Raw genomic sequence first — 23235 nt, forward strand, 5'->3', positions numbered from 1 at the left:
AACTCCTCCGGATAAGGCTTGGGCACAGTGACATCCTTCCCACCCGCCCCACAGGGCAAGCCAGTTCAGATGTCACCCGATCGTGCGGCAGACCCATTCCACCAGCCCACGATCGACTACGTCGCTCGCCGAACCGCAGAGGGCAAGACGAAACGCGAGATCATCCGATGCCTCAAACGCTACGTGATCCGCGAGGTCTACCACCTCATCCGACTGCCCCGAAGACGGTCTCTGCGGGGAGTTGACAACTATAGGAGCGTCAACGCCCTGGCCGAGAGTTTCTGGCAGGGCCTGAAGCGAGAAACGATGCACGGGAAACTGTTCTTGACGATGCGGCAGGCGAGGCTGGAGATATTCCAGTGGCTCACCTACTACAACGCCCGCCGCCACAGCGCCCTGGGCTACCTCTTCCCGATGGAGTTCGAACAACAGCACCATAAGACAGCTAAACTCTCACTCGCAGCATGAACCCCCTGTGTCCACACTCCGGGGGTCACCTCAAACGTGACAACACCCCTCCGCCTCCTCAGCGTGCCGGGCGGGGCTTCCTTACGACAGAGCGCCGCTGGCCATGTGGCCCGCCCGCTGAGGCGGGCCACGCCGCGCCGTGCGCGGCGTCTTACTTCTTCATGGCGATCTCGTTGCGCAGCACGGTGTAGTCGACCATTGAAGAGTCGAGGTAGGCGCGTACCTCCACGATCGTGTCGCCGTCGAACCGGCAGACCCAGCAGTAGCGGTTCGCGAACGGCGCGCCTTCCAGGCTGGTCGAAGTGGACAGCAGTTCAGCGATCGCCGTGTCGCCGTCGATGTACATACGCTCCACCTTCAGCTGGACGCCGCCCTGGAGCACGCGGTCAAGCCGGGTGAATGTCGCCTCGATGAATTCCGTCTTGGTGCGGTAGCGGCCGCCCAGCGGATGAGTGCCTTCCACCGTCCAGTCGACATCGTCGGCCACTCGCTCCCAGAACTTGGGCTGGGTGGCCGGGCTTTGCAGATTGTCGAACAGAGCGATGCGGTCATCACGGATGTCGGTCATGCTGTCCTACCTTCTTGAGTGTGTCCCGGGAGTTCGCGACTCTGGGACAGCGCGGGTGGGGCAGGGATGGCTTTCATGCTGGCTGCCCTCGATGGCTCACGTGGCTGATCCCCCCTGCCCCGCCACTTCTTCCGGACTGCTGATTAGGCTCTGCGGACCATCGCTTGGTAGGGCGAGGACAGGCGGGAGGAGTCGCGACGCACGCCGTACCAGGAGGGGACCAGGGCCGTGACCGCCAACGCAGGCTTCGACATCGGCGCACTCGCAGGCGCACCAGCGGTCGAAGAGGTGGGTAAGGCCGCCGCTCTTGCACAACTTAACGAGGGGCCAAGTGCCTTGGCTCTCTTCGCGGTGCTTGACCGATACCAGTTCTACCGATCCGTCGGCCCAGGCTACGACGAAGTCCTCGTGCCCCTCGCAGACGACGAAGTCGATGGTGTCCTGCGTGAGCATGGCGAGACAGTCCCATGCGGCTACTTCCGCCTGGAACCGGTAACGCCCCAGCGTGTCCGAGCCGCTGTCTTCCTCCGGGGCCAGTTCGAAGGGTGCTTGCGCTGAACCGTTCGGACCGTCCGGCTCAGTGGGTGTTCCGACGTTTTCGGCCCCGGCACCCATGCCCGCTGTATCGACCATCGACGTCCCCGCTCCAGCCCTGCATGAGAGCACGTCCCCACCGCTCCGTTGGGACGGCGGGTTTGAAGATCTCTACCCATATCACACTCCAGCACCAGTGCGTAACGGTGTGTGACAACGACCTGCCCACCTCGCTGTGCGGCTTCCGATGGTCGAAGGAGGAAGGCCATCCCGTGAGAGGCTTGCCGGACTGCCGCGAATGCCTCCGCGAACTCCAGCTCGGTTCATGCGGTCGCTGCGCATTATCCGACGTCAGGTCACGGACCAGGCGGGCTTTTCCCCCTCGCCACCTCATGAACGCCCTTGAGGCGGCGCGCGCAGAAATCGTCGAAAGGCTCAACCCCCGCCGGAGGAACCGCAGTAGCCCACGCGCCGTCAAACGCGTCCACGTCCACGCCTACAGGAAGAAACTCCCAACCGAAACCACAACCCGCCACCCGGACCCGCCCCACATCAAAATCCTGGCCGTTTCTTAAATAAGTGGCATTGCTGCGCAGACGACGCCAAGCCGTCGCCCAACGCTGCTACTATCAGCGGCGGCTGCACACGATCGAGGGGCGGCCCGGGAAAGAGAACACGGGCCGACAACCAGCCCACTGCACTCACCCAATGCTGCTGGAGTACTAACGTGACCTTCAGCCTGAGTGCCCCCGGATCCTTTCACGGATCCAGACGCCAGCGGGCTTGAGCACATCGGTTCCAGTGAACTTGCTTCCCGAACAGGCCCCCTTCTTGAAGATGTCGCCGTCATGGTCGCCGTCTGCAATGCTCCAGTTGACCCAGCTGATCTTCTTCCTGGCCATCAGGGCGACATACTTTTGAGACATAGGGAAATCATTTCCGTAGCCCTGCCATGACTGGGTGCCCCACTCCGAGACGAATACAGGAATCTTAGAGGACGCACGGTCCAGGGTTGCCAGGTACCTCTCCCGGTGTCGCGCCGCATAGAAGTGATATGTATACATGATGTTGGGCGCACGCAACTGATCATTAATGACCTCACGCTCATTCCCTGGGCCGTGAGCACTAACGGCGGATTCTCCGAGGGTTGACCAGTCTGGAGTACCTACAAGGATCACGCTGTCGGGAGAATAGGTACGGATCGTCGGGATTACTTTTTCAGCATATCTCTTGATCCTTGACCACGGCACATTATGGGGCTCATTGACGATCTCGTAGAGCACATTAGGCTGGCCCTTATGCTTTTTCGCGATCCTGCTGAAAAATGTTTGGGCCCTTTCGAGATCCTCGTTGGGGTCGCCCGGGTTAATGGCGTGCCAGTCGACAATTACGTACATGCCGCGAGCGCTTGCCATGTCAATGATTCTGCTCGCCAATTCCGTGAACTTCTCTGGATTGCTCTCATACCCGCCTTGGCGCGCGTAGGTGGAGACGCGAAGGACGGTCGATTTCCAGTCGTAGGCCATTGCGTCAATCACGCCATCGGACAAACAGTGGGCGTACCACTGTGTGCCGTGAGTACTCATGCCGCGCAGTTGGATGGGCTTACCGGACTGGTTACACAAATGGGTGGCGCAGACTCGGAGTTTGCCATTGATCTCGACGGGGGTGGGGACCGCGCCGTCCAAGGCAGAGGGCGCGGGCGAATTTGCGAGGCTTAGGATGAATGCAGCTGACGCAACGAAGGCGGTGCGGACGAACCGGCTCCCGGTGGGCTGAAAAAAGCGCACTAACCTCTCCAGACCATGTGTCGAATTACTTGCCACGCTTTACTGGCGATCGGCGTTTTACCCAAATTCGGTACCTGCTACTCGGAAAGTGGTCACCCATGGACAGCTGGGAGAGAAATCGGTAATTTTTGCTTGAGTCCAACTGCTGGCCGATCTTGTCGGAGCGCGCCTTGGTAGTTGTGTTAGTTAGTACAACAATATCGAAGTAGCCATTCCGAATCGCTGCCTTATAACCGTCGTCGCCTTTATGCACAGCCCCTCTGGGGTCGGTGTAGTTGATGTAATACGTCGACGCCCACTGCTGCGGATCCGACTCGTTGCGCAAATAGTATGTGGCTGGCCATCTCGTTTCTAAGAGGTAGTGGCCATTTCTCGTGAGTAGAGGCTCGAGGAATGCGACAAGGCCGCTACTGTCCGGCCAACTGTAATAGCGCGACTGGGCCTGAGCGACGCCCATCATCAGCAGGACAACCCAAATGCTAATGACGGCGTATAGTTGACGGAATCGAGCACCGGCCAGTCGAGTCAGTGCCACACCCGCCATGGGCGCCGCAAAGAGCAGGCCATACCCGATGTGTTTGTGCAATGAGGTCTCAGTATGCAGATGCATCTGATAGAGGGGTGCGAGAAAAGCGGCGCTAGTAAGGGTGAGCCCAAAGGCCAACCTCCACAGCCTAGACGGGAGTCCTTCCGTCGAGTCAGAGGCAGCCTTTCTGACGCACCCCTGCTTCGCATAAAGGATGGTTCCGAGCAGGGCGAGCGCGACCATCAGTCCACCCCACAGAGCTGAATCACTCAGCAGATCGATCACGGAGGCGGTGCCTCGTTCGCGTTCTGTGGTGGTACGTTTCAATCCCTCCAGGTACGAGGCGCTGACGACTCGTAGTGCGCAGAGAAGGATGGCCCCCGTTGTTGTAGGCAGGAGCAGGCCGCACAGGATCAGCTGTCGACGCCCGCAGTGCCGGAAGACGACAAAGGCTGCGATCAGCAGCACTACAGGCACGTACACCAGGGCGGCGTACTTTACGGCTACTGATAGGGCGAGCACAGGCGCCGCGATCAGGCAGAGCAGCGGGCTGCGGCTGTCGGCGGACTGAACAACAATCCACGAGGCGAGAGCCAACAGAAAGATTACCGGTGCGTCATGGGTAGCCAGGTTGCCCAAGGTCAGGGTGGATTGTGTGACGCTGAAGACTGCAGCCGTGCAGAGGGCTGCCCGTTCTTGGAACAGCAGCCGGGACAGCGAGTACAGCAGTGCAGTTGCCCCAAGCATGAAGACCAGGCTGAGGGCCCGGGCTCCAGCGAGGCCGCACACGGAGTCGATCAGCGCAGCGAGCACCGGGTAGAGCAGAGGGGAGCCGGAGAAGTATTGAGTGAACTCCCCATGATACGGAGCACCGTTGATCAAATGATCTAGGTGCAGATGGCCTGCGTACAAGTAAAGTGCCTCGTCTTCGAACGCCGTGTTCGTCAGCCGCAGAGAGAGCACCGTTTGCACGAGTAGGATGCAGAGCAGGATTGCGCGGCAGAACCAAAGATTTCTGCGATTGGGCGCGAGTGAAACCTTCACATGCTGAGCATCAGACCCTTTACGGCTTTCGTGGCCTGATGATGGAGGCATTGGCTGTTCGATGATCCGGCTTTGAACACTGAGATCCGTCATACGGTGAGCCGACGCGAACTGATGCTGACATTTCCCACGCCAGCGGCACCAGGCTGAAGAATAACGCGGCCCACAACTACGGCGTAGAAGAGTCCGCCGGCTAGAACCAAGGCGAAGTCTGGCGGATACAGAGTGAATGCTCGCCAAGCTGCGGCGCATACCCAAACCAGTGCGGAGCCACCGCCCCAGGCCCACACACCCACACGGAAGCGTCGGCCCACAGCTTCCTTTGCCGCAGATGAACCTGTGGGGCGCCAGGTCATGCGCTTGCTCAACAGAATGTCCCAGATGGCGAACAGATGCGACCAGCCGTACATCATGCGTACGGCCCATGCTTCCAGCCCGTACGAACATCGGTGCCACAACGGGAAGATCAAAGTTGCGTAAAGGACACTCGGGAGCACCAAGGCTGCGTATCCGACCTTGAACTTGTCCGGCATGGCGAGCAGTAGGGAGATCGGGATGAGCGGCGCGAGAAACGTGAAGAGCGCCGTGTGGATGTAGTAGAAGAAGCCGGACATATAGCAGAGGCGGGTTGCAAGGGAGAGCTTCGCGGACCAAAATTTTCTACTGCCCAGCAGGCTCATGGAACCAGAGCACCACCGGTACTGCTGGTTGAAGAACGAAGTTGCATTGTCCGGGCAGATTCCGGTGGCAACGTTGATCGGTACATACCGCAAGTCCCATCCCAGGCCCCTCAAGTCGAAGCCCGTGTGCACGTCCTCGGAGTGCTCGATGAGCGTGGTGCCCCCGTTGGAGTCAAGTGCAGTACGCCGATACACCGCACAGCTGCCAACGCAGATTGATCCATTGAGATTCTGCCTGGAAACTTGGATGGCTCGGTAAAACAACTCCTGGACTGCCCCCGCACCACGCTCGATCCAGGTCTGCTGATCGAGTACCCGAAAATACTGGGGCGATTGGACGATGCCAATGTTCGGATCATGTTCCATGTACGGCAGTAGCTCCTCGAGCAAATCTGCCCGAGGCGCAAAATCTGCATCAAGCACAAGAACATATTCCTCATCGGAGATACTCAATCCGTAATGGAGGTTTCCGGCCTTTTTATACCAGCCACGGTTTGTGCGACTTCCGTAAACAAAACCGAATTCTGACGCCAAGACGGCCAGTTCAGGGTTGTGGGAGTCGTCCAATACGTACGGAGTCACTTTGCCGGGGTACCGGTCAGCGAGTTTCCGTACGTACTTCCAGGTATTGTGCAAAACTTCGGCCGGCTCGCCACAGACGGGCAGGAACACCCCGACCGTCGGGTACATTTCGGGACGCCACTGCTCCACCATGCAACGGTGAGCCTTGAGATCAAATTCACGGGAAAAGGCGTTCACACGAAGGGAGGCCAAATAGTACAGGATCGTGAAGATCAGAAAGGGTAGATAGAGACACAGCCATGGCGATGACCAGACCAACTTGAACTGTCCATAGACAAGGCAGCTGATACTGATGAGTGAACTGACGGTCAGCATCCAGACCCGTTGTCTAACATACGAGTATTTCTCACGATCGTTCGGCGGCTCTGGAAGCACGCAGGACGACGTCCTGGAGATTTCGATGGACGAGCTCGCGGCATTCGAAAGGGTATTGCTCTCTGCTACTTCGAGGGTCATTCCAGGATCCCCTACAAGCCGTCGTAGTACAAGATCGGGCCCTTCAGCCTGGTCCCACAATCCTTTCGGCCGAGAGGTCGGCAAGTCTCATCGGCTGCGCCGCTTAACGGCATGCGAATCATCATGGCCGAAAGTTCGGCTTTGATCTGCGCGACCAACTACCCTCGGTCTGCATTTCATCCATTTGCCCCCGATGCAGCGCTCCGCAGGCGCCAGCCCGCTCGCGTATACCTCATTCCCCGGCCTATCACACGGAAGATGGGCCGTCAGCAGCCAGACAGGCGACAAGTTTTTCGCGTTAACCTCGACGTTTCGTGAGTCCCGGCGGCGCGCGGGTCATAGGCGGATGACGATCAGGGCGATGTCGTCGTGGGCGCCGCTGCTGACGCCGAGCTGCGCGAGCAAGGCGTCGGCGAGGCGTTCGGGGTTGTGGCGGCCATGGCGGGCGAGCGCGTCGGTGAGGCGTTGCAGGCCGGCATCGATGTCCTCGCCGCGGCGTTCGATGAGGCCATCGGTGTAGAGCACGAAGGTATCGCCTGGGGTGTAGGGCAGGCCGGCTTGGAGGCGGGGTACGTGTTTGGGGCGGGCCCCCAGCGGAGGGTCGGTGGCCTGGTCGAGAAGGTTGCAGGTGCCGTCTTGGTGGAGCAGGACGGGGGGCGGGTGGCCGGCGCTGCTGTACGTGATGCGGCGAGCGTGCGTGTCCACGACGGCTTGGACGACGGTGGTGGCCAGCGCACCCTCCACATAGCGTGCATATAGGCCCAGGACGTCCAGGGCCCTCGCGGGCCCTTCGACGGCCCGGACGGACGCGGACAGCGCGCTGCGGAGCATGCCCATGACGGCGGCGGCCTCCAGGCCGTGGCCGACGACATCGCCGACCGCGACGGCGAATCTGTTCTCGGGCAGGTCGACCACCTCGTACCAGTCGCCGCAAACGTTCAGGGACCCGGTGGCGGGCAAGTAGCGCACCGCGGTGTCCCGGTGCCGAGCCAGGTGGGGCGAGTGGAGCATGGCCTCCTGCAAGGTGAGGGCGACCTGGCGTTCCCGGGCGTGTGCTTGGCGCAGTTCCTCGTTCAGTCGATGGAGTTCGCGCGCCCGCGCGTACAGTTCGACCTCCATCGCCTCCACGTCGCTGAGCGCCCCGCCTTCTCGCGGGCGAGGGTGGGAGAGGATGAACGAGGTCACGTCCTCCCCCCGGTGGATGATCCACTCCACCTGCCCATCTGGCCCGAGCACCGGGGTGTTGATCGCGGACCACCACCGCTCCTCGAACACGCCGGGCCGGTCGGCCACGGGAATGTCGTACTCCATCGGCGCCATCGTGTCCGGCTCCTTCGAGCGCAGAACCCGGTGCAGGGAGGCGTGCAGATTTCGCGCCCCGTCAGCATCCGGGTCCGCCGGATTGTCAGGGAAGGCATCGAAGAGGTACCGCCCGAGCAGATCCTCCCGAGTGCGGCCGGTCACCCGGCAAGCCGCCTCATTGACGTCGGCGAGCACCAGATCCGGGCCCAGCACCATATAGGGGCTAGGGGTGACCGCGAACAGCGCCTGGTAGTCGATCCCCGGCCTCGCCACACGCTGCGGCCGTGCATCCTCATCAGGGCTGTTCTCGTCCCTCACCCTTACGTTCTACCGTTCGTCGGCGCCCTCGGCACCTGGGCACATCGCCTGCCATCGGCCCGTAAGTATCTGCAGCGTGCCTTCGTGACGACAGTCTCAGGGACCGCAAAGGCGCTGGCGCAACCGTGCCGAACGGTTGCCCGCCAACTCTGCCGATCAGCTCCCCAACTCAAGCGCCACAGCAGGTCGTGTGATCACTCTGGCCGGACTCGCCAACTTGGCGCGCACGTTCTGGAGCGGCCGCTGCGGATCACCCTGCTCGCACAGAACGCGGCCGGATGGGCACGGCTGTGCCGCCGGGTGTCTGACGCGCACACCGAGGCAGGCGGCGCGGCGCCGGTCGTGTCCTGGCCCACCCTGCGTACGTACGCCGACCAGGACCTGGTGGTGCTGCTCGGCCCGGCCTCCGAACCGGCGGGGGCCCTGTCCGACGGCCGCCCCGACGTCGCCGAGCAGCTGCTCGCGCCGTGGCGGGAGCTGGCCGGAGAGCAGCTGCGGCTGGAAGCCGTATACCTGGGACGGCAGGGCACCGGCATGGGCTCCCTGCGGCTAGCCGCACGCACCGTGGGCCTGGCCGACCAGCTCGGCGTCCGCACAGTGGTGACGAAACGCGGTCCGCTACGCCGACCCCGGTCAGCACCGGCTGGCCGACGTGCTCGACGCTGCTCGGCTGTTGCGGCCCGTCGACCGCCGGCACCTGGACGGCGGCGAACGCTGGTTGAAGGACCCGGCCGTCATGGCGGCGGCCGCCGACCGCATCGCCCAGGCCGTCGGCGACGACCCCACCCGGGCCGTACGTCTGCTGGCCGAGACCGGATCCGGACACCGTCGATCTCTTCCAGCTCGAAAGAACACGCGCATGCTCATGGCCATCCGGGCCGGGCTGCAGGGGACCAACGACGCTCCCTAGCGTGGTTGCGTGTGGGGCCGGTGGGAGGCTTGAGGAGGTCAGGGAGCCCGGTCTCTGCCGGATGCCGCAACGGGTGGTCGCGGTTGGCGGTGCACTCGGTGCCCCGCCCGGCCCGTTTTCGGTTCACCTGAGACCTCCGAGGATGCCCCGGCCTTCGGGCCGGGGATGAATCGGACTCCTGCGGAGCAGGGCAGGGAACGGGGTTTCGCCCTCAGGGCGAAAGACCGCCCACACGGTCGGGTAAGCTGACTGCCGTGCGTTGCGAGAACCAAGCGCGTACGCCGTGCTGATCGAGAGCCAAGACGGCACATGCACCTCCAAGCTTTGCGGTACGAACCCGGGCTGGTTTCAACCCGGCTGGTGTTGATCGTGGAAGACCTGTCGGGTCGCTGACCCGCAGGCGGCGTGAGCCAGGAATCCCCCTGCTTCAGCTGGGGGAGGATTCAAATAGCCGGGACCTGTTCGAGATCGGCCACGATGCGCTGGACGGTGCGCGCGGAGATGCGGCAGACGGCTGCCACCTCCCTACGACCGCGCGCCCGGGTCCCTGGCCATGGCCAGCAGCACCCGGGCGCGGCTCCTCGGGAAAGTCCACCGCCGACTCTGCTCCATGATGTACGAAAGGCTCCCTCGTCCCGTCGTCCCGTCGTGCCGGTGCGCCGCGCTGACCCCGCTGCCCATGGTGCCGGGATCGGTAGGCTCGATAAAAGTCGGCCAGGCGGCTCCTGGCGAGGCGGTTGGGAGACACGATGGTTGGTCGGTCCTCGGTCGAGGTGACCGGCTCGGGCCCGTTTCTGGAGGCCCGGGTTAGCGTCGTGCTGGCCTGTGTGCCGCCGCAACTGCTGAGGATCCTTGAGATGACGGGCACCGACCAGGTTCTGCGGGCCTTTGCCACTACCGCCGACGCCGAGGCGGCCGGACCTCCCGCCTGAGAGCCGGTACCGCGGCGTTACCGGGGCCCTGCCCCTGGAACCAAACAACCTCGCCGGGACAAAACGCTCTTGTGACCACGAGCAGAATGCCCTGCCCCGATCACGGAAAGCGCAACATCACCGTTGACGGCGTCGTGCCATTCACCTGGACGGCTACCATCCCAACTGCACGTCGACACCATCCGATCAGGCCCAGCGAGCTGACACCCAGCCAGGCCCGCGCGGCCGGCTGACATCCGGACAGACTCCGGGCATGCCGGTGCGTGATGCCCGAAGCCACCCAGACCAGCCGGCGCACCGGAGCCGGCCCCAAAACGGCCGCGATCGAGCTGCAGGCGCAGGCCCGGCTGAAATGGCGCAGCACGGTCATCGCGCGGTCGCAGCCGACAAGTCGTTCTTCGCCCAGGTAGGGAGATCGCTAGGGGGTCAGATCGGAGCACGGCGTAGGGGTTTGTGGGCGAGGCAGGCGTGAGGACGGATCGTCCGGGTGCCTGGAGTGGTGCCGTTCCCCGGGGGAAGGCCGTTCCCGCTCACAGTTCGGCCTTTCCCTCGCCTCGCATCGAACCGATTGCGGCCCGGCGGTGGGCCCGGTCGCCCGCCGTGGGATGCGGGCTTGCCCAGCCCCGTGCGCCGTGCTGTGTCCCACGGACGTGATCCCGCGGGGCTGAGCAGCTCGGTTTCTTGATCAGTCGTTAGCCAGGTCGTGGATCGCGGTGACGAGGTGGTGCCTCTGTGGACTTGCTGGTGGCCCACTGGCTGGAATCCGAGTTCGGTGATCGGCGCGGGGCGGGCGGAGGGCGAACGCGGCTCTGAGCTGTTTCCGCCGGGGACCGGCCGGGCCGCCATAGTCGCTGTCGCCGCTGTCAGCGTGGTCGCCGCATTGGGGCGGCCATGGTGTAGGACCTGTGCGGACCGACGTCACGTGGCGCGCGCCGTGGGGAGCGGACGGGACGGGTTCGGCTTGTTCCGGGTGAGGCGCCTGGTCATGAGTGACTGTGTGTGAAATGCAGGGCATTGATGGCTCCCTCGCCCGCACTCCGGGACGCTTGCGATTAGATCCTTATCCTTTGCCCTGGACAGACCGGATCATCCGGGAAAAGTCGTACCTGGGGCTGGACCGCTGGTCAGCGCGTTGTGTCAGCCACCATGGACTGCGGCTGCTCGTCAACCGGAGCGATGCGGCTGTGGACGCGGAACCGCAAGGTCGCATCGCCTGGCGCGGGACGCAGGTCGACGACGACCGGGCCGGCGAAGGTGTAACCCCGCTCGTCAGCATAACGGCGCACCTGGTTGACCAGTACGGGCTCCACCGGCCAGCCACTCTCCGCCAGCTGCCGGTGGACCTCCGAAGCAGTTCGATCACGAAGGCGTTCGGTACCACGACACGCTGCCCACCGACGATCAGGGCCTTTTCGTCACACTGCCGCAGCAGCATCGCCACGGCCTCGCCCCGCTCCCGCTTAGCGGGAAGCACGAAGCCCCACAGGCTCGTCGTCCACCGCTCCATCACGCGTTCACCTGAGACCTCCGAGGATGCCCCGGCCTTCGGGCCGGGGATGAATCGGACTCCTGCGGAGCAGGGCAGGGAACGGGGTTTCGCCCTCAGGGCGAAAGACCGCCCACACGGTCGGGTAAGCTGACTGCCGTGCGTTGCGAGAACCAAGCGCGTACGCCGTGCTGATCGAGAGCCAAGACGGCACATGCACCTCCAAGCTTTGCGGTACGAACCCGGGCTGGTTTCAACCCGGCTGGTGTTGATCGTGGAAGACCTGTCGGGTCGCTGACCCGCAGGCGGCGTGAGCCAGGAATCCCCCTGCTTCAGCTGGGGGAGGATTCAATGCGCTCGAGCCATCCCATCGCCTGCACCTGCCCCACCGCCCACCAGGCAGGCTCACCCATAAGGATGGTTCGAAGACCAACCGGCCTTTGACCTGCACGGACAAGCTGGCTCGGGCCGCCGGCTTGGACTTTGGGGCCCGCCAGCCCCCGGCCCGGGCCGGTGTTCTCCTTGGCCTGTTCGGCGTGGGCGCGATCGCCGTGCCGTGGCGGCCCCGCCGGTGCAGTGCCTGATCCCCGCGAACGTGATCCTGCTCGGCGCTCTGTGGTGGTGGGTCGTGCAGATGGTGGCGCTCGCCCTGGCCCCGGGCGTGTTCGTGCTGGGCGCGGTCTACACGGTCGGCGCCCTGATGGGCCCGATCTTCCAGACGACGAATGCGGCCTACCGTTACGCCCTGACCCCCGACCGCCTCCAGGGCCGCGTCTACGGAGTCTCCCGAATGATCGGCTGGTGCACCGTCCCCTTGGGCGCCCTCCTCGGCGGCGTCTCTCTGCAAACCATGGGCGCGGTGTGCCGACCTTCGCCGCGCTGGCGACCTGCCTGGCAATCGTCGCGGCCGCGTCGACGGCGAGCCGGCACATCAGGTGGGCCTCGAGGCCCGGAACTCTCACAAGCCTGAGGGGGTATAGGTCGCGGCTCACCAGGATCTTCATAGCCGTTGATCGTTTGCCGATGAGATGTGCAACGTTGATCCCCGCGACCTCGGTCCAGGTAGTCGGTGGCCTTGGCGGTGGTGGGTCGTTGCGGAGACGTGTGTACGAACGTCTTGGTCCAGCGATGGAGCAACTGGTCTGTTCGCGAACCCACTTGGAAGGCGTCGCCGATCGCGGCCGCCCAAGCATCGTCGTTACTGATGAGTATCGATCATGCCCGACTTTACCGCGCCGAATGGAGTTCGGCCAACATGTCACCATCGGCAGCGAATGTGATAACCGCGGCAATCAGCGCGCCCACCGCCAGCAAGCAGCGCGCTCAACCCGATGAATACCCAAACAAATTCGTGTGTGTCGGCCGCGTTGCTCTTGGCTTGCTGAACTGCGTTCCGGTACGTCAATCCGTATGTGGCGCTGCCCGCTGATGCTAAGCGATCAAAGCGATTACCATGGCGATCAACCCGATCGCCACCAGTGCCACTACCACCATGATGAGGACGAGCGGCATCGGACCCCAGCCCTTGCGCAGCTCGGATTGGGGATGGGAAATGCCGGACGTGCCACCTGCCTCGGCGGGTGGGGTCTCGCCGGGCGGTACCCCGCCGCCGGGTTCGAGTCCTGGAGTTCGTGACGGCTCGGGATCAGGGCTGGTCATGCTACAGCCTTCTCTCAGTTATGGGCCGACTGCGGCCGCTTGGCCTTTGGCCGGCCGTGCTGGTCAGTTATGCCATGAGGCAGGCGCAAGCAGGGAGCGCAGTCATGCGGCCATATTCCTGGCCCCCGCGCGACGAGGGGATCGGATTCTGCATTGCCGGTAATAGCGGAAGCTCTGCCAGAGGGGACCCTTCACTGGTTGGGACGCGCGGCGCTGATGTCGCCGAGGGCCGAGCCGGGATCGCGCTCCATGGCCAGGTCACCGATGGAGACGATGCCCACGGGGTGCCTTTCCTGGTCGACGACCGGTACCCGTCGGACGGAATGCTTGCGCATCACGCGCACCGCGACGGCCAGGTCGTCGTCGGGCCCGACTGTGACCAGCTCCTCGCTGCACGCCTGGGCCACCGTCGTACGGTCAGGGGCGCCGCCTTCGGCCAGCGCGCGTACCACCAGGTCACGGTCGCTGACCAGCCCACGCAGCCGGTCGCCCTCGGTGACGAGCACGGCACCGATGTCCTCGTCGCGCATCATCCGGGCCACCGCCTGCACAGACGTCTGCGGTTCGACTGTCGTCGGGGTGGTCGTCATGATGTCGCGGACATGCTGAGTCATGGAATTGTCCCTCCGTGGAGTGGGGCGATGCTGTTCACCGCCGTGCAGGCGACGAGTACCCTCAGGCGGCTGGCGATCCCGCCTCGGCGATGGGCCAGGGGGCCGCCTCACGTCCTCGGGCGGGTTGCTGGCCGGGCGCGGCACGAGGTGCGTTGCCGCTGGTGCTCCGCATTCCGGGTATTCGAAGAGAGCGGACGCTTTCCGCGCACTGTCGTGCTTGCGAAGGGGGTCGGGTTGGGGTGCGCCTTTATCACAGTCGTCCCACTGAGCCGGGGTATCACCGCCGGCGCCACGGCCGCGGCTTCCGCTACTTCGACGTAGGGGGGCGTTCATTGAGCGAGCCGGGAGAGTTGGCTCGGATCCGGGGACTGGTCATTCCGCCGGCTTGGCGGGACGTGTGGATCTGCGGACGGGCCAACGGGCATTTGCAGGCCGTGGGTACTGACACCGCCGGACGCCGTCAGTACCTCTATCACCCACAGTTTCGTGCCGAGCAGGAGCAGGCCAAACACGACCACGTTCTCGATGTCGCCGAAGTGCTGCCCGCCGTACGGGACGTGATTGAACAGGACCTGAGCGGACGCGGGCTGACTCGCCGTCGCGTCCTCGCCACGGCCGTACGCCTGCTCGATCTCGGGTTCTTCCGCATCGGCAGTGACCCGCTACACCGAGCTGAACAACAGTTACGGCCTCACGACGCTCCTGCGCGAACACTCCCGCTGCCGGTCAGGTGCCGTCCTGTTCACCTACATCGGCAAGGGAGGCAAGGAGATCGCTCAGACCGTCGCGGATCCAGCCGCCTGCCGCGCCCTAACTGCCCTGCTGAGGCGTCGCGGCGGTGGTGACCGGCTCTTGTCCTACTGGGAGCGGCGCGCCTGGCACGAGGTGCGTGGTGACGACGTCAACGCTTACCTCAAGGAAGTGGCCGGTCTGGAGGTCTCCGCCAAGGACTTCCGTACCTGGCACGCGACTGTCATGGCCGCCGTGGCGCTGGCCGTTTCACGGCGTGTCGCGCGCAGTGAGACTGCGAGGCGCCGCGCCATCGCCCGCGCGGTGGGCGAAGTGGCGGGCTATCTCGGCAACACACCTGCGGTCTGCCGGGCTTCGTACATCAACCCGCGGGTGATCGAGCTCTACGAAGAGAACTTGAATCCTCCCCCAGCTGAAGCAGGGGGATTCCTGGCTCACGCCGCCTGCGGGTCAGCGACCCGACAGGTCTTCCACGATCAACACCAGCCGGGTTGAAACCAGCCCGGGTTCGTACCGCAAAGCTTGGAGGTGCATGTGCCGTCTTGGCTCTCGATCAGCACGGCGTACGCGCTTGGTTCTCGCAACGCACGGCAGTCAGCTTACCCGACCGTGTGGGCGGTCTTTCGCCCTGAGGGCGAAACCCCGTTCCCTGCCTTGCTCCGCAGGAGTCCGATTCATCCCCGGCCCGAAGGCCGGGGCATCCTCGGAGGTCTCAGGTGACCATCGCCGATGCGCTGCCGCGGCTGGGGGACGAGGGCGCGTACGGCATCCCCGCCACCCGGGGACCCGCAGAGCGGGCGGTCCTGTGCATGCTCCGCAACTGAGAGCATCTCCTCTTCACCCTCGACGGGAGGAGCGCCACGGGAGCCGGATCGCAGGTGGTGCTCCGCAACCCCACTTGTTACGCCAGAGCCACCCGGTACCGATGACAGGCTGACGCTGTCGCCCTCTCCTCGAGTGGACGCTGGTTCAGGGGCCAGTTCCGCTGTGCGGAACCGGCCCTGGCTCACTGGGTGGGGGCATGGGTATCGGCAGCCGCGCGGTGAAGCGGGCACCGTGCGGGTCGGTGTTGTGGGCGGTGAGGGTCCCTCCGTGGGCGAGGACGATGCGATGGGCGATGGCGAGACCGAGGCCGGCGCCGCCGGTGGCGCGGTTGCGGGAGATTTCGCCACGGTAGAGCGGCGTGAACAGGTGGGGCAGGTCGGCGGGGTCGATGCCGGGGCCGGTGTCGCTGACGCTGAAGGCGGCCTGGTCCGGGGTGTGGGGGCAGGCCAGGGTGATGCGGCCGCCGTCCGGGGTGTGGCGCAGGGCGTTGTCGAGCAGGTTGCCGATGACCCGGGTCAGTAGGTGTTCGTCGGCGGTGAGACTGCAGGCGTCGGGTGGTGCGGTGACGACGGGGGTGATGTGTTTGGCGTCGGCCCGGGGGCGGTGGGCTTCGGCTGCCGCATGAAGGAGAGCCGGCAGGTCGACGGAGTCACGGTGGGGCTGCTGGCCGAGGAGATGCCACCCTCGATCGCGGGACGGGACAGGATCACCGTTGACACGGCCGTGCCGTTCATCGGGACGCCTCGTTGTCCGTGTGACACCACGTGTGCATGGGTCAGCGGCCCGAGCCTGCCCGTCTGCCCGGCCGGCAGACCGGGCCGCACCTCTGTTCCGGTGTGTTGGGCGGTACGGCAGCGGTCCCGGGGCTCAGGCCATGAACCCCGGGACCGCTGCCAAGCCGGGCACGGGCGGCGGAGACCGAGGGAGCGGCCAGCCCGCGCCTCAGTGGTGCCTCTCCGCAGCACGACCGGGTTCGCATGCACGGGCGAGGGCTGTCTGGCCTGCGCCGCCGAGCGGCGCAGGCAACGGCGCCGTCTGCGGCGCTCGTTGCGCCGCTACAGCGGGCACAGCATGCGACGCGGACACGTACGCCACCTGCAACGCATCGGCACCCCGGAGATCAACCCACCTCCACCGATCACATCGCCATGCTCATCCGGAGTGGCACACTCCTACCCTTAACATCCTCACCCTGAGTGGCAATCAACAGCCGCCGATCCTTCCGGGTAGAGGCCATATCGTTTCTCCCTCGTCGGTGATCGGGCGGCGCAGCACCGTGCCACACCGCCGCAGGCTCGATCATCGCGGACCGCCGCCGGCGCCGGAAGCAGAAACGCGGCGCTGCACCACGGCCTTGTCGTCCCGCTACGCCTCGACCACAACCGTCTCGTCGCCGGACGACGCGACGCCAGGCTCGTGGCCGTCCGCCCGGGCGAACATCCACGCAGTACGCGTAGCGGAGGCAAGCCGGTGGTATCCGCTGGTGACAGGCCCGCCGGACCCGGTCGGCTCAAGGGATGCATCATCTGATGGAGGACACGTGGCTCAGCAGGTTCGCGAGGTCATGACCGCCTAGCCCACCACGGTGGGCCCGGACACGCCGGTGCACCAGGTCGCCGCCACGATGCGGGACGAAAACATCGGCGCCGTGCTGGTCACCGACAGTGGCCAGCTGCGGGGCCTGGTCACCGACCGGGACCTGACCGTACGCATCCTGGCCGAGGGCGGCGACGTCACCGGCCGCACGGTCGGCGAGGCGTGCAGCAGCGAGGTCGTGGCCGTAGCCCCGGACGACGACATCGACCGGGCGGTGCAGCTGATGCGCAGCAAGGCCCTGCGCCGCCTGCCGGTCGTCGACAACGGGCAGCCGGTCGGCACCATCTCGCTGGGCGACCTCGCCGTCGAACGCGACCCCGGCTCCGCCCTGGGCGACATCAGCGCCGCCGACCCCAACGTATAGGAACCGGCAAGTGCGCGTGCAGACCGGCATACCGCCCTGGGCGCGGGCAAGCGAGAAGATGTGACGACTCGACGCCCCGGACAGGATGCGGCCCAGCCTCCCGGCCCCGAGATCACCACGGAGCTTCAGCGGCTGCGCGAGGCGCTGGAATCCCACCCGATGATCGACCAGGCCCGCGGCATGACCATAGCGGTGGGCCGGTGCACCCCATGGCAGGCGTGGGACGTGTTGGTGGCCGTCTCCCGGCACAGCAACGTCAAGCTGCGACCGTCGCCGAGCAGCTGGTGGCCACAACCGCCGGACGGCCTCCGGCCGCGCCGATACGCCGGGTCCTGGGTCAGGTCCTGCGGGCCCGCCACCGCGGATGACATGCCCGGCCGGCCGGACGGCCTGCTGGAGCACCGTGGTCATGGTCCGACAAAGCGCAGGCGCCCGTGGGGTCACCCGCGGCGGCGTTGGGCAAGAGCGGAGCGGGCCTGTGCGTCGTCGAGCAGCAGGGAGAACTCCGCCAGGGCGATGCGCTGCACGTCCTTGACGGTGACCGGCGCCTCGCTGGTGCGGCGGGCGTGGGCAAGCTCGGCCGCCCCCAGGGCCAGCAGCCGCTCGCGGTCGTGCTGTGCGTGAGGCTGGTCGCTGTTGAGGGCGGTCAGGACCTGCCGCCACAGGCCCGTCACCGCTCCTCCTCGCGCGGGGCGAGGAGGGACGCCGTGTCGTCCTGCGGCAACTCGTCCGTCTCCTCGTCGGGCAGGTGCAGCCAGAGCGGGCCCGGGGCGCTGTGGGGCACGCCGAGGCACGGTGCGCCCTTCATGCGGTGCGGCGGGTCGTAGATCACGTGTTCTTCCAGGTCACTCAAGGGGTTCAGTCAGGAGTCGTATGCCCAGGCCCGGCCCGATTGCTGGTATTCCTCGACCGGAATGGGCTCCACGCCCGGCCGCATCCGGGCCGTGTAGAGCAGACCATCGAGGTGGTCGACCTCGTGAGCGACGAGCCGCGCCATGCCGCGCTCGTAGACTGTGGTGACCGTGGTGCCGTCCAGGGCGGTGGTCTCGACCGTGATCGTCAGCGGGCGGGGGACCATGCCGCGGACATCGAAGAAGGACAGGCACCCTTCGTACTGCTCATCGGCCTCCTCGGACGTCTCGGTGATCCGGGGGTTGAGCAGCACGATCGCGGGGGTGTCCCGGCCGGGCGGCTGGACGGCCGCGGCGGCCCGGCCGAAACCGATCTGCGGGGCGGCCAGCCCCATGCCCTTGGCGAAGGGGTGGACCTGTCCGATCCGCTCCATGGCCGCGTACAGCTGGTCGATGCACCGTTCGGCGGCCTCGCGTTCGGCGGGCAGGTTGAAGGGGCGGGACGGCTCGGTGAGGACCGGGGCGCCGTACTGGACGACGCCGATCTCCCGCATCCGCTGACTGGGTTGCACCATGCTCACCTGGGCTCTCCCTCGCTGGTGTTGACCGCACGCATTCTCCCTTCGAGACGGTAGCGGGCGTGCAGGGCCGGGGCGGTGGTGTTCCAGGTGAACACGCGCATCCCGTCCTCCTCGGTACGTACCGGCGCGGTGCGCAAGGGCGCCGCCTCGGCGGTCATCGACGTCTCGGTGCCCCACACCACCGGGTCCAGAGCGGCGGGGAAGGCGAGCTGCACTTCGAGGTGCTTGGTCGGCAGCCGCACGGCCCGCTGGAACCAGCGGCCCCACTTGTCGTCCCCCACTGAGTAGGCGTACTGGATGAACGGCGGGGAGGACGAGGAGCAGCCGACGAAGAAGCGGCGCGCGGGCCGGCGGTTCGCCATCGTCCGCCAGCGCCGGACCGAGGACGACAAGCCCGCCCGCCGCCTCCAGGTCAGGTCACCGCCAGGTCCCTGGAGGACGGCCCGATCCTGTGCGGAGTCTGCCGCCAGGAGTTCGAGCCCGAGCAGCCCGACGAGGACGAGGGCGACGCGTAACCCACACCGAGCGGGCCGCCACGGCGGTCCGCTCCTGGTGGCCCGTCAAGTCAACGTGCTGGCCTGGCCAATCACCTAAAAAGGGGGCCAAGTTGACCCGTGTACCCCGAGATTCTCCACGGCAATGCCGTTGCTTTTGGGGTGTGCGTGGTGTTGGGCCATGCGTGTTGGTGTCGCGTCAGGAGCGGTTGGGGTTGGGCATCCTGACTCGGTCGTGTCCTGCTGAGCTGGTGGACCGGGTCGTTGCCGAGGCCGGGTGCACCGAAAAGCGCCGACGTGTGCTGTCGGCCCGGTTCACGGTGTACTTCGTGCTCGCATTGTGCCTGTTTCCGCAGGCCGACTACCTCGAAGTCTTGCGGTTGGTGAAGGCCGGAGAGCCGACGCTGCGGCCGTGGGCCGGGGTGAACAAGTCATCCCTGACTCGGGCGAGGCAACGGCTGGGCTGGCCGGTGATGCGAGAGCTGTTCCGGGCCGTGGCCAGGCCGCTGGGCCGGAGAGCGGAACTCTTCCACGGGCTGCGAGTCCTGGCCCTGGACGGAATGCTGCTGGCCGTTCCCGACTCGGCCCACAACCGGGAGACGTTCGGCAAAGCCGGCTCACAACGCTGTCCGATGGGCTACCCGCAAGCCCGGGTGGTCGCGGTGACGGAGTGCTCGTCGCACGCGGTACTGGACGCTGTGGTCGGCGGCTGGAAGGACTCCGAGCGGATCGTGTCCGACGAGCTGGAAGCACATATCGGGGCCGGGACGCTGGTCTTGGTGGACCGTGGACTATGGGGCCTGGCCCGCTGGCACCGCTTTCGCGACCGGGGCGCCCACCTGCTCTGGAGGATCGAGCGCCGTGCAGCCCGCAGGGTGCAGGAGGTCCTGCCGGACGGGAGTTACCTGGCCCGGATCCAGGCGAACAAGCACGCCAAGGCCGCTAAAACCGTCAAAGCTCCACCAGCTCTGGTGAGGGTGATTGAGTACCGCGTCGACGGCCAGGCGGACGTGATCCGGCTGGTCACCAGTCTGACGGACCATGAGGAGTATCCGGCTGCCGAACTCGCCGCCCTGTATGCCCGGCGTTGGGAGATCGAGATCGTCTTCGACGAGATCAAGACTCACCAGCGCGGCAGGCCGGTCCTGCGCTCGCAGACTCCGGACGGGGTCAGGCAGGAGATCTACGCCCACCTGATCGTCCACCACGCGACCCGTGACCTGCTCAACGAGGCGGCCCGGATCGGGCAGACATCCGCCGAGCGGACATCGTTTACCCGGGCACTGCATGTGGTCCGCCGTTCGGTGATCGCGCCGTGCGGCTTTTCCCCCCTCAGCCCGAAATCATGACCGCCTTGTCGGCCTCGCCGAGATCCGTTGGTCCCTCCTGCCACGACGACGGTTACGCGACTGCCCCCGCAAACTGAAGTCGTCGATCACCCCGTTCAGCAGCAAGGCCCCCGACGAACCTGCTAGCCACCGCCGTCCACCAGCCGTCATCACCGTGAACCACAGATGGCAATAACCACCAAAAGCAACGGCATTGTTCTCCACGGGGTGAGCACTGCCCGCCGACACACGCTCATGGACGCCCAACCGGTCACCGTCTCGCAGACGCGCACTACTTCTCCTCCGCCCAGGAGCTGCGTAACTGGGCGAAGGACGGCGCGACCACCAGCCGGATGGCACTCTCCCAGCCCCTGTCTCACCCCGCCCTCACCGGCATGTCCCGCCCGGATTTCCAGGTGCTGATCGATCGGATCAGCGTGCCCTAACAGGCCGCGTTCGAACAACGACGAGGAGGAGTCACCGTCATACGTCACAGGACTGCCTGCCAGTCGGGGCAGTCGCCCGGCCCCACGCGCTGGGGCTTCGAGAGGGAGACCTGGTCGTCCACGGTCCCGTTGCGGGGGTCTGCTACCGGGGACGTGGCGGTGAAGTCGGTGATGGCCCAGTAGTGATGGCCGTGTCCCTCCAGGGGGCCGGTGCCGGTGTGTTCGTAGTTGATCCACAGCACACCGGTGACCTCCTGCCGCTGATAGCGGTGCTGGAGATGTGCCGTGTAGCCCTTGGGCACGTAGGCGCTGAAGGTCTGAGTCGTACCGGTCGACCAGCCCCAGGTGTGCTGGTAGCTGGTCTGGATCGACACCTTGACCAACGCGCTCAGCCCGACCTCGACGCTGGCACCGACAGTCACGCTATTGGAGGTGGTGTACTGGTTGTGATCGCTCCAGCTGATGTTGTTGCTCGGGTTGTCCCCATAACAGTTCGTGTAGTTGGAAGTCAGGGGCACCCACTCGCCATATCCCCGGATCTGCGGCAAGTGCCGTTCTCCAGGCATACGTAGCTGCCCTCGCAGAAGGTTGGGGTCTCGGCGAGGGCTGTGCCCGCACCGACGGCCCCGAAGGCGAAGGTAGCCGTCGCGACAGTGAACAACCGGGCCTTGCGGTGATTCATGGACGTCTTCTCCTCTTGATCTTGAAGTGGTGGTGGCTGCCTCACCACCGCGCCCAATGCCCTGCGGGCCGAGAGCGGCGAGTCCGCGGGAAGAACTCGGTGCATGGGCGCACAGCCGGAAGCGCTCGTGGCCCGAGGGCAGCCGAAGCGGTGGGGAGGCGACTGGCGTGACGTCATGATCGATGACGGAGGAATGCCCAGGCGTAGCGCGACGGCGTACGGGTGGGGGAAAGGCGTCGCGGCACAAGGGGGGCCCTTGTGGGGGGACAGTCAGATGTTTCGGGCCGGAGCATCTTTTGCCGTGGGAGCCTACAGAATCGAACGGACGCGCACAACAGCGCCCGACACAACGACTGGAATCCGCAAGGAAGTTCGCTCGAACCGCCGGTAACACCCCGATAATGTGCGGTGTCTGTCCACTGCAGAACATCCGCGAACCGAACACATGCGACCAAAGTCGTCAGGCCGACGCCGCACCTTTCGGCACTACCTGAGTTTTTCGTTGGTTGTGTGGGTGTGGTGGCGGCTGGATGGTGAGACCGATGTGGGCCAGGAAGGACCAGGGGAGTTGGTTGTTCTGGTTGATGCGGTGAATGCCTTGTTCAGCGGCGTCGGCGACATCGGCGAGGTGTTCGCCGGCGAGGTGGGCGAGTTCGCTTTTTTGATCGACGACCCCAGGAGTTCAACTGGGTTGAACTCGGTGGCGTAGGCGGGTAGTCGTTCGAGTGTCAGCCAGTCCTGTTCGGCGACCCAGGCACGCATAGTCCGGCTCAATGGGCGGAGAGTCCGTCCCAGACCCAGCACCACCCGTTCCCCGGCGTAGAACACTGTGCCGTGTTCCAGCTCCTCGATCAGGGCCGCGGTGTCGTAGCTGCCCGGCTTAAGCTGGAAACACAGGCGAGGGCCCCGGTCAGAGTCGGGTGGCGTGGTAGCCGAGGGCTGCGGCCATCGAGGCACGTTCCAGTGAGCCGATGCCCCAGTGCCGGAGTGCGGCCCCAGGGCGCGTAAGTACGACGGACCTGAGGCAGCAGCGACACCCCCATTCGTCTGTGGAAGTTCTCGATATTCCCCAGCTGAAAGGTCACGACGGTCCCCATGGGGATCCCTGACCTTCCCCTCGTAGCGTGGAGACCCTGACCGCAGGAGAAGTTGAGGGTCATGGCGGGCAACGCAGCTGCGCGAGTCGCTCCCCTCTCTGGCAACGTTGGTCGAGCCAGGCATACTGGATGATTCATTGAGTCGAGGGCGGAGAAGGAGAAGTGCCCGTAGTGGCCAGCACCAACGGCCACGGGACCCCGGATCCGCAGGTGACACCCCGCTCCACCGGTCATCGCCGGTGCTCGGCGGCGTACAAGGCGCGGATCCTGGCCGAGTACGAGGGGCTCGACAAGCAGGCCAAGGGCGCCTTGCTGCGGCGCGAGGGCCTGTACTCGTCGCTGATCACAACCT

21 protein-coding genes and 6 pseudogenes are annotated in these 23235 nt (G+C 65.4%); 11 read left to right on the top strand and 16 right to left on the bottom strand.

Annotated features, from left to right (window positions below):
• Positions 1-108: 108 nt before the first annotated feature.
• A pseudogene (locus ACGFYN_RS45435) lies at positions 109-228 on the top strand (IS110 family transposase); the annotation flags it as partial.
• A gap of 33 nt (positions 229-261) precedes the next feature.
• Positions 262-468, top strand: a pseudogene (locus ACGFYN_RS45440) (IS3 family transposase); the annotation flags it as partial.
• A 151-nt stretch (positions 469-619) separates the two neighbouring features.
• Here the strand turns inward: ACGFYN_RS45440 and ACGFYN_RS45445 are convergent.
• From ACGFYN_RS45445 to ACGFYN_RS45470, 6 genes are all read right to left on the bottom strand, one after another.
• Entirely contained in the window at positions 620-1036 is a 417-nt protein-coding gene (locus tag ACGFYN_RS45445; protein WP_393871870.1) for a nuclear transport factor 2 family protein, read from the bottom strand.
• 96 nt (positions 1037-1132) lie between these two features.
• A complete protein-coding gene (locus ACGFYN_RS45450; protein ID WP_393871871.1) occupies positions 1133-1669 on the bottom strand; it encodes a dsDNA nuclease domain-containing protein in 537 nt (178 codons plus the stop codon).
• Between the two features lie 635 nt (positions 1670-2304).
• Entirely contained in the window at positions 2305-3258 is a 954-nt protein-coding gene (locus tag ACGFYN_RS45455; RefSeq protein WP_393871887.1) for a glycoside hydrolase family 5 protein, read from the bottom strand.
• A 127-nt stretch (positions 3259-3385) separates the two neighbouring features.
• Positions 3386-5023: an ArnT family glycosyltransferase gene (locus tag ACGFYN_RS45460; protein WP_393871872.1), complete on the bottom strand. Its 1638-nt coding sequence runs from the start codon at positions 5021-5023 to the stop codon at positions 3386-3388.
• Entirely contained in the window at positions 5020-6507 is a 1488-nt protein-coding gene (locus tag ACGFYN_RS45465) for a glycosyltransferase family 2 protein (RefSeq protein ID WP_393871888.1), read from the bottom strand. The genes ACGFYN_RS45460 and ACGFYN_RS45465 overlap by 4 nt, the downstream gene beginning before the upstream one ends.
• A 477-nt stretch (positions 6508-6984) precedes the next feature.
• Complete coding sequence (locus tag ACGFYN_RS45470) at positions 6985-8223, bottom strand: PP2C family protein-serine/threonine phosphatase (protein ID WP_393871873.1); 1239 nt, start codon at positions 8221-8223, stop codon at positions 6985-6987.
• 276 nt (positions 8224-8499) lie between these two features.
• Here ACGFYN_RS45470 and ACGFYN_RS45475 point away from each other — a divergent pair.
• Both ACGFYN_RS45475 and ACGFYN_RS45480 read left to right on the top strand, forming a co-directional pair.
• Positions 8500-9088, top strand: a pseudogene (locus ACGFYN_RS45475) (DNA polymerase III subunit alpha); the annotation flags it as partial.
• 839 nt (positions 9089-9927) lie between these two features.
• Positions 9928-10110, top strand: a complete 183-nt coding sequence (locus ACGFYN_RS45480; RefSeq protein WP_393871874.1) for a hypothetical protein — start codon at positions 9928-9930, stop codon at positions 10108-10110.
• A gap of 100 nt (positions 10111-10210) precedes the next feature.
• Here ACGFYN_RS45480 and ACGFYN_RS45485 read toward each other — a convergent pair whose 3' ends face one another.
• Both ACGFYN_RS45485 and ACGFYN_RS45490 read right to left on the bottom strand, forming a co-directional pair.
• Positions 10211-10480, bottom strand: coding sequence for a hypothetical protein (locus ACGFYN_RS45485; RefSeq protein WP_393871875.1), 270 nt, complete (start codon positions 10478-10480; stop codon positions 10211-10213).
• Between the two features lie 754 nt (positions 10481-11234).
• Positions 11235-11420 (bottom strand): hypothetical protein, encoded by a 186-nt coding sequence (locus ACGFYN_RS45490; RefSeq protein ID WP_393871876.1) that lies wholly within the window; start codon positions 11418-11420, stop codon positions 11235-11237.
• Positions 11421-12152: 732 nt separating this feature from the next.
• Here ACGFYN_RS45490 and ACGFYN_RS45495 point away from each other — a divergent pair.
• Complete coding sequence (locus ACGFYN_RS45495; RefSeq protein WP_393871877.1) at positions 12153-12566, top strand: hypothetical protein; 414 nt, start codon at positions 12153-12155, stop codon at positions 12564-12566.
• 461 nt (positions 12567-13027) lie between these two features.
• Here ACGFYN_RS45495 and ACGFYN_RS45500 read toward each other — a convergent pair whose 3' ends face one another.
• Together ACGFYN_RS45500 and ACGFYN_RS45505 are read right to left on the bottom strand one after the other, a co-directional pair.
• Positions 13028-13255: a DUF6480 family protein gene (locus tag ACGFYN_RS45500; protein WP_393871878.1), complete on the bottom strand. Its 228-nt coding sequence runs from the start codon at positions 13253-13255 to the stop codon at positions 13028-13030.
• A gap of 191 nt (positions 13256-13446) precedes the next feature.
• Positions 13447-13869, bottom strand: coding sequence for a CBS domain-containing protein (locus tag ACGFYN_RS45505; RefSeq protein ID WP_393871879.1), 423 nt, complete (start codon positions 13867-13869; stop codon positions 13447-13449).
• Between the two features lie 239 nt (positions 13870-14108).
• Here ACGFYN_RS45505 and ACGFYN_RS45510 point away from each other — a divergent pair.
• Positions 14109-15114 (top strand): annotated as a pseudogene (locus tag ACGFYN_RS45510) (DNA topoisomerase IB).
• 474 nt (positions 15115-15588) lie between these two features.
• On the opposite strand, the gene ACGFYN_RS45515 reads toward ACGFYN_RS45510, so the two are convergent.
• The gene (locus tag ACGFYN_RS45515; protein ID WP_393871889.1) at positions 15589-16299 is read right to left on the bottom strand and encodes a sensor histidine kinase; all 711 of its coding nucleotides are present in this window, start codon (positions 16297-16299) and stop codon (positions 15589-15591) included.
• Between the two features lie 730 nt (positions 16300-17029).
• On the opposite strand from ACGFYN_RS45515, the gene ACGFYN_RS45520 reads away from it, so the two are divergent.
• Together ACGFYN_RS45520 and ACGFYN_RS45525 are read left to right on the top strand one after the other, a co-directional pair.
• A complete protein-coding gene (locus ACGFYN_RS45520; RefSeq protein ID WP_393871880.1) occupies positions 17030-17404 on the top strand; it encodes a CBS domain-containing protein in 375 nt (124 codons plus the stop codon).
• Between the two features lie 60 nt (positions 17405-17464).
• Positions 17465-17659, top strand: a pseudogene (locus ACGFYN_RS45525) (ANTAR domain-containing protein); the annotation flags it as partial.
• 185 nt (positions 17660-17844) lie between these two features.
• Here the strand turns inward: ACGFYN_RS45525 and ACGFYN_RS45530 are convergent.
• Genes ACGFYN_RS45530 through ACGFYN_RS45545 form a run of 4 tightly spaced genes read right to left on the bottom strand, consistent with a single transcriptional unit; the run spans position 17845 to position 19228 of the window.
• Positions 17845-18078 (bottom strand): hypothetical protein, encoded by a 234-nt coding sequence (locus ACGFYN_RS45530; RefSeq protein WP_393871890.1) that lies wholly within the window; start codon positions 18076-18078, stop codon positions 17845-17847.
• Positions 18075-18257, bottom strand: coding sequence for a hypothetical protein (locus ACGFYN_RS45535; RefSeq protein WP_393871881.1), 183 nt, complete (start codon positions 18255-18257; stop codon positions 18075-18077). Before ACGFYN_RS45535 ends, ACGFYN_RS45530 begins: the two co-directional genes overlap by 4 nt.
• 9 nt (positions 18258-18266) lie before the next feature.
• Positions 18267-18830, bottom strand: coding sequence for a peptide deformylase (locus ACGFYN_RS45540; protein WP_393871882.1), 564 nt, complete (start codon positions 18828-18830; stop codon positions 18267-18269).
• Positions 18831-18832: 2 nt separating this feature from the next.
• Positions 18833-19228 (bottom strand): hypothetical protein, encoded by a 396-nt coding sequence (locus tag ACGFYN_RS45545; protein ID WP_393871883.1) that lies wholly within the window; start codon positions 19226-19228, stop codon positions 18833-18835.
• A gap of 317 nt (positions 19229-19545) precedes the next feature.
• Between ACGFYN_RS45545 and ACGFYN_RS45550 the strand changes: the two genes are divergently transcribed.
• Positions 19546-20679: an IS4 family transposase gene (locus tag ACGFYN_RS45550; protein ID WP_393871884.1), complete on the top strand. Its 1134-nt coding sequence runs from the start codon at positions 19546-19548 to the stop codon at positions 20677-20679.
• A gap of 469 nt (positions 20680-21148) precedes the next feature.
• Here ACGFYN_RS45550 and ACGFYN_RS45555 read toward each other — a convergent pair whose 3' ends face one another.
• Positions 21149-21622 carry a hypothetical protein gene (locus tag ACGFYN_RS45555; RefSeq protein WP_393871885.1) on the bottom strand — a complete coding sequence of 158 codons (474 nt, stop codon included), beginning with the start codon at positions 21620-21622 and terminating at the stop codon, positions 21149-21151.
• Positions 21623-22330: 708 nt separating this feature from the next.
• On the opposite strand from ACGFYN_RS45555, the gene ACGFYN_RS45560 reads away from it, so the two are divergent.
• Positions 22331-22495: a hypothetical protein gene (locus ACGFYN_RS45560; protein WP_393871886.1), complete on the top strand. Its 165-nt coding sequence runs from the start codon at positions 22331-22333 to the stop codon at positions 22493-22495.
• Between the two features lie 559 nt (positions 22496-23054).
• Positions 23055-23235: pseudogene (locus ACGFYN_RS45565) on the top strand (hypothetical protein); the annotation flags it as partial.

This window comes from Streptomyces sp. NPDC048419 (genome assembly GCF_043200415.1).
GTDB lineage: Bacteria > Actinomycetota > Actinomycetes > Streptomycetales > Streptomycetaceae > Streptomyces.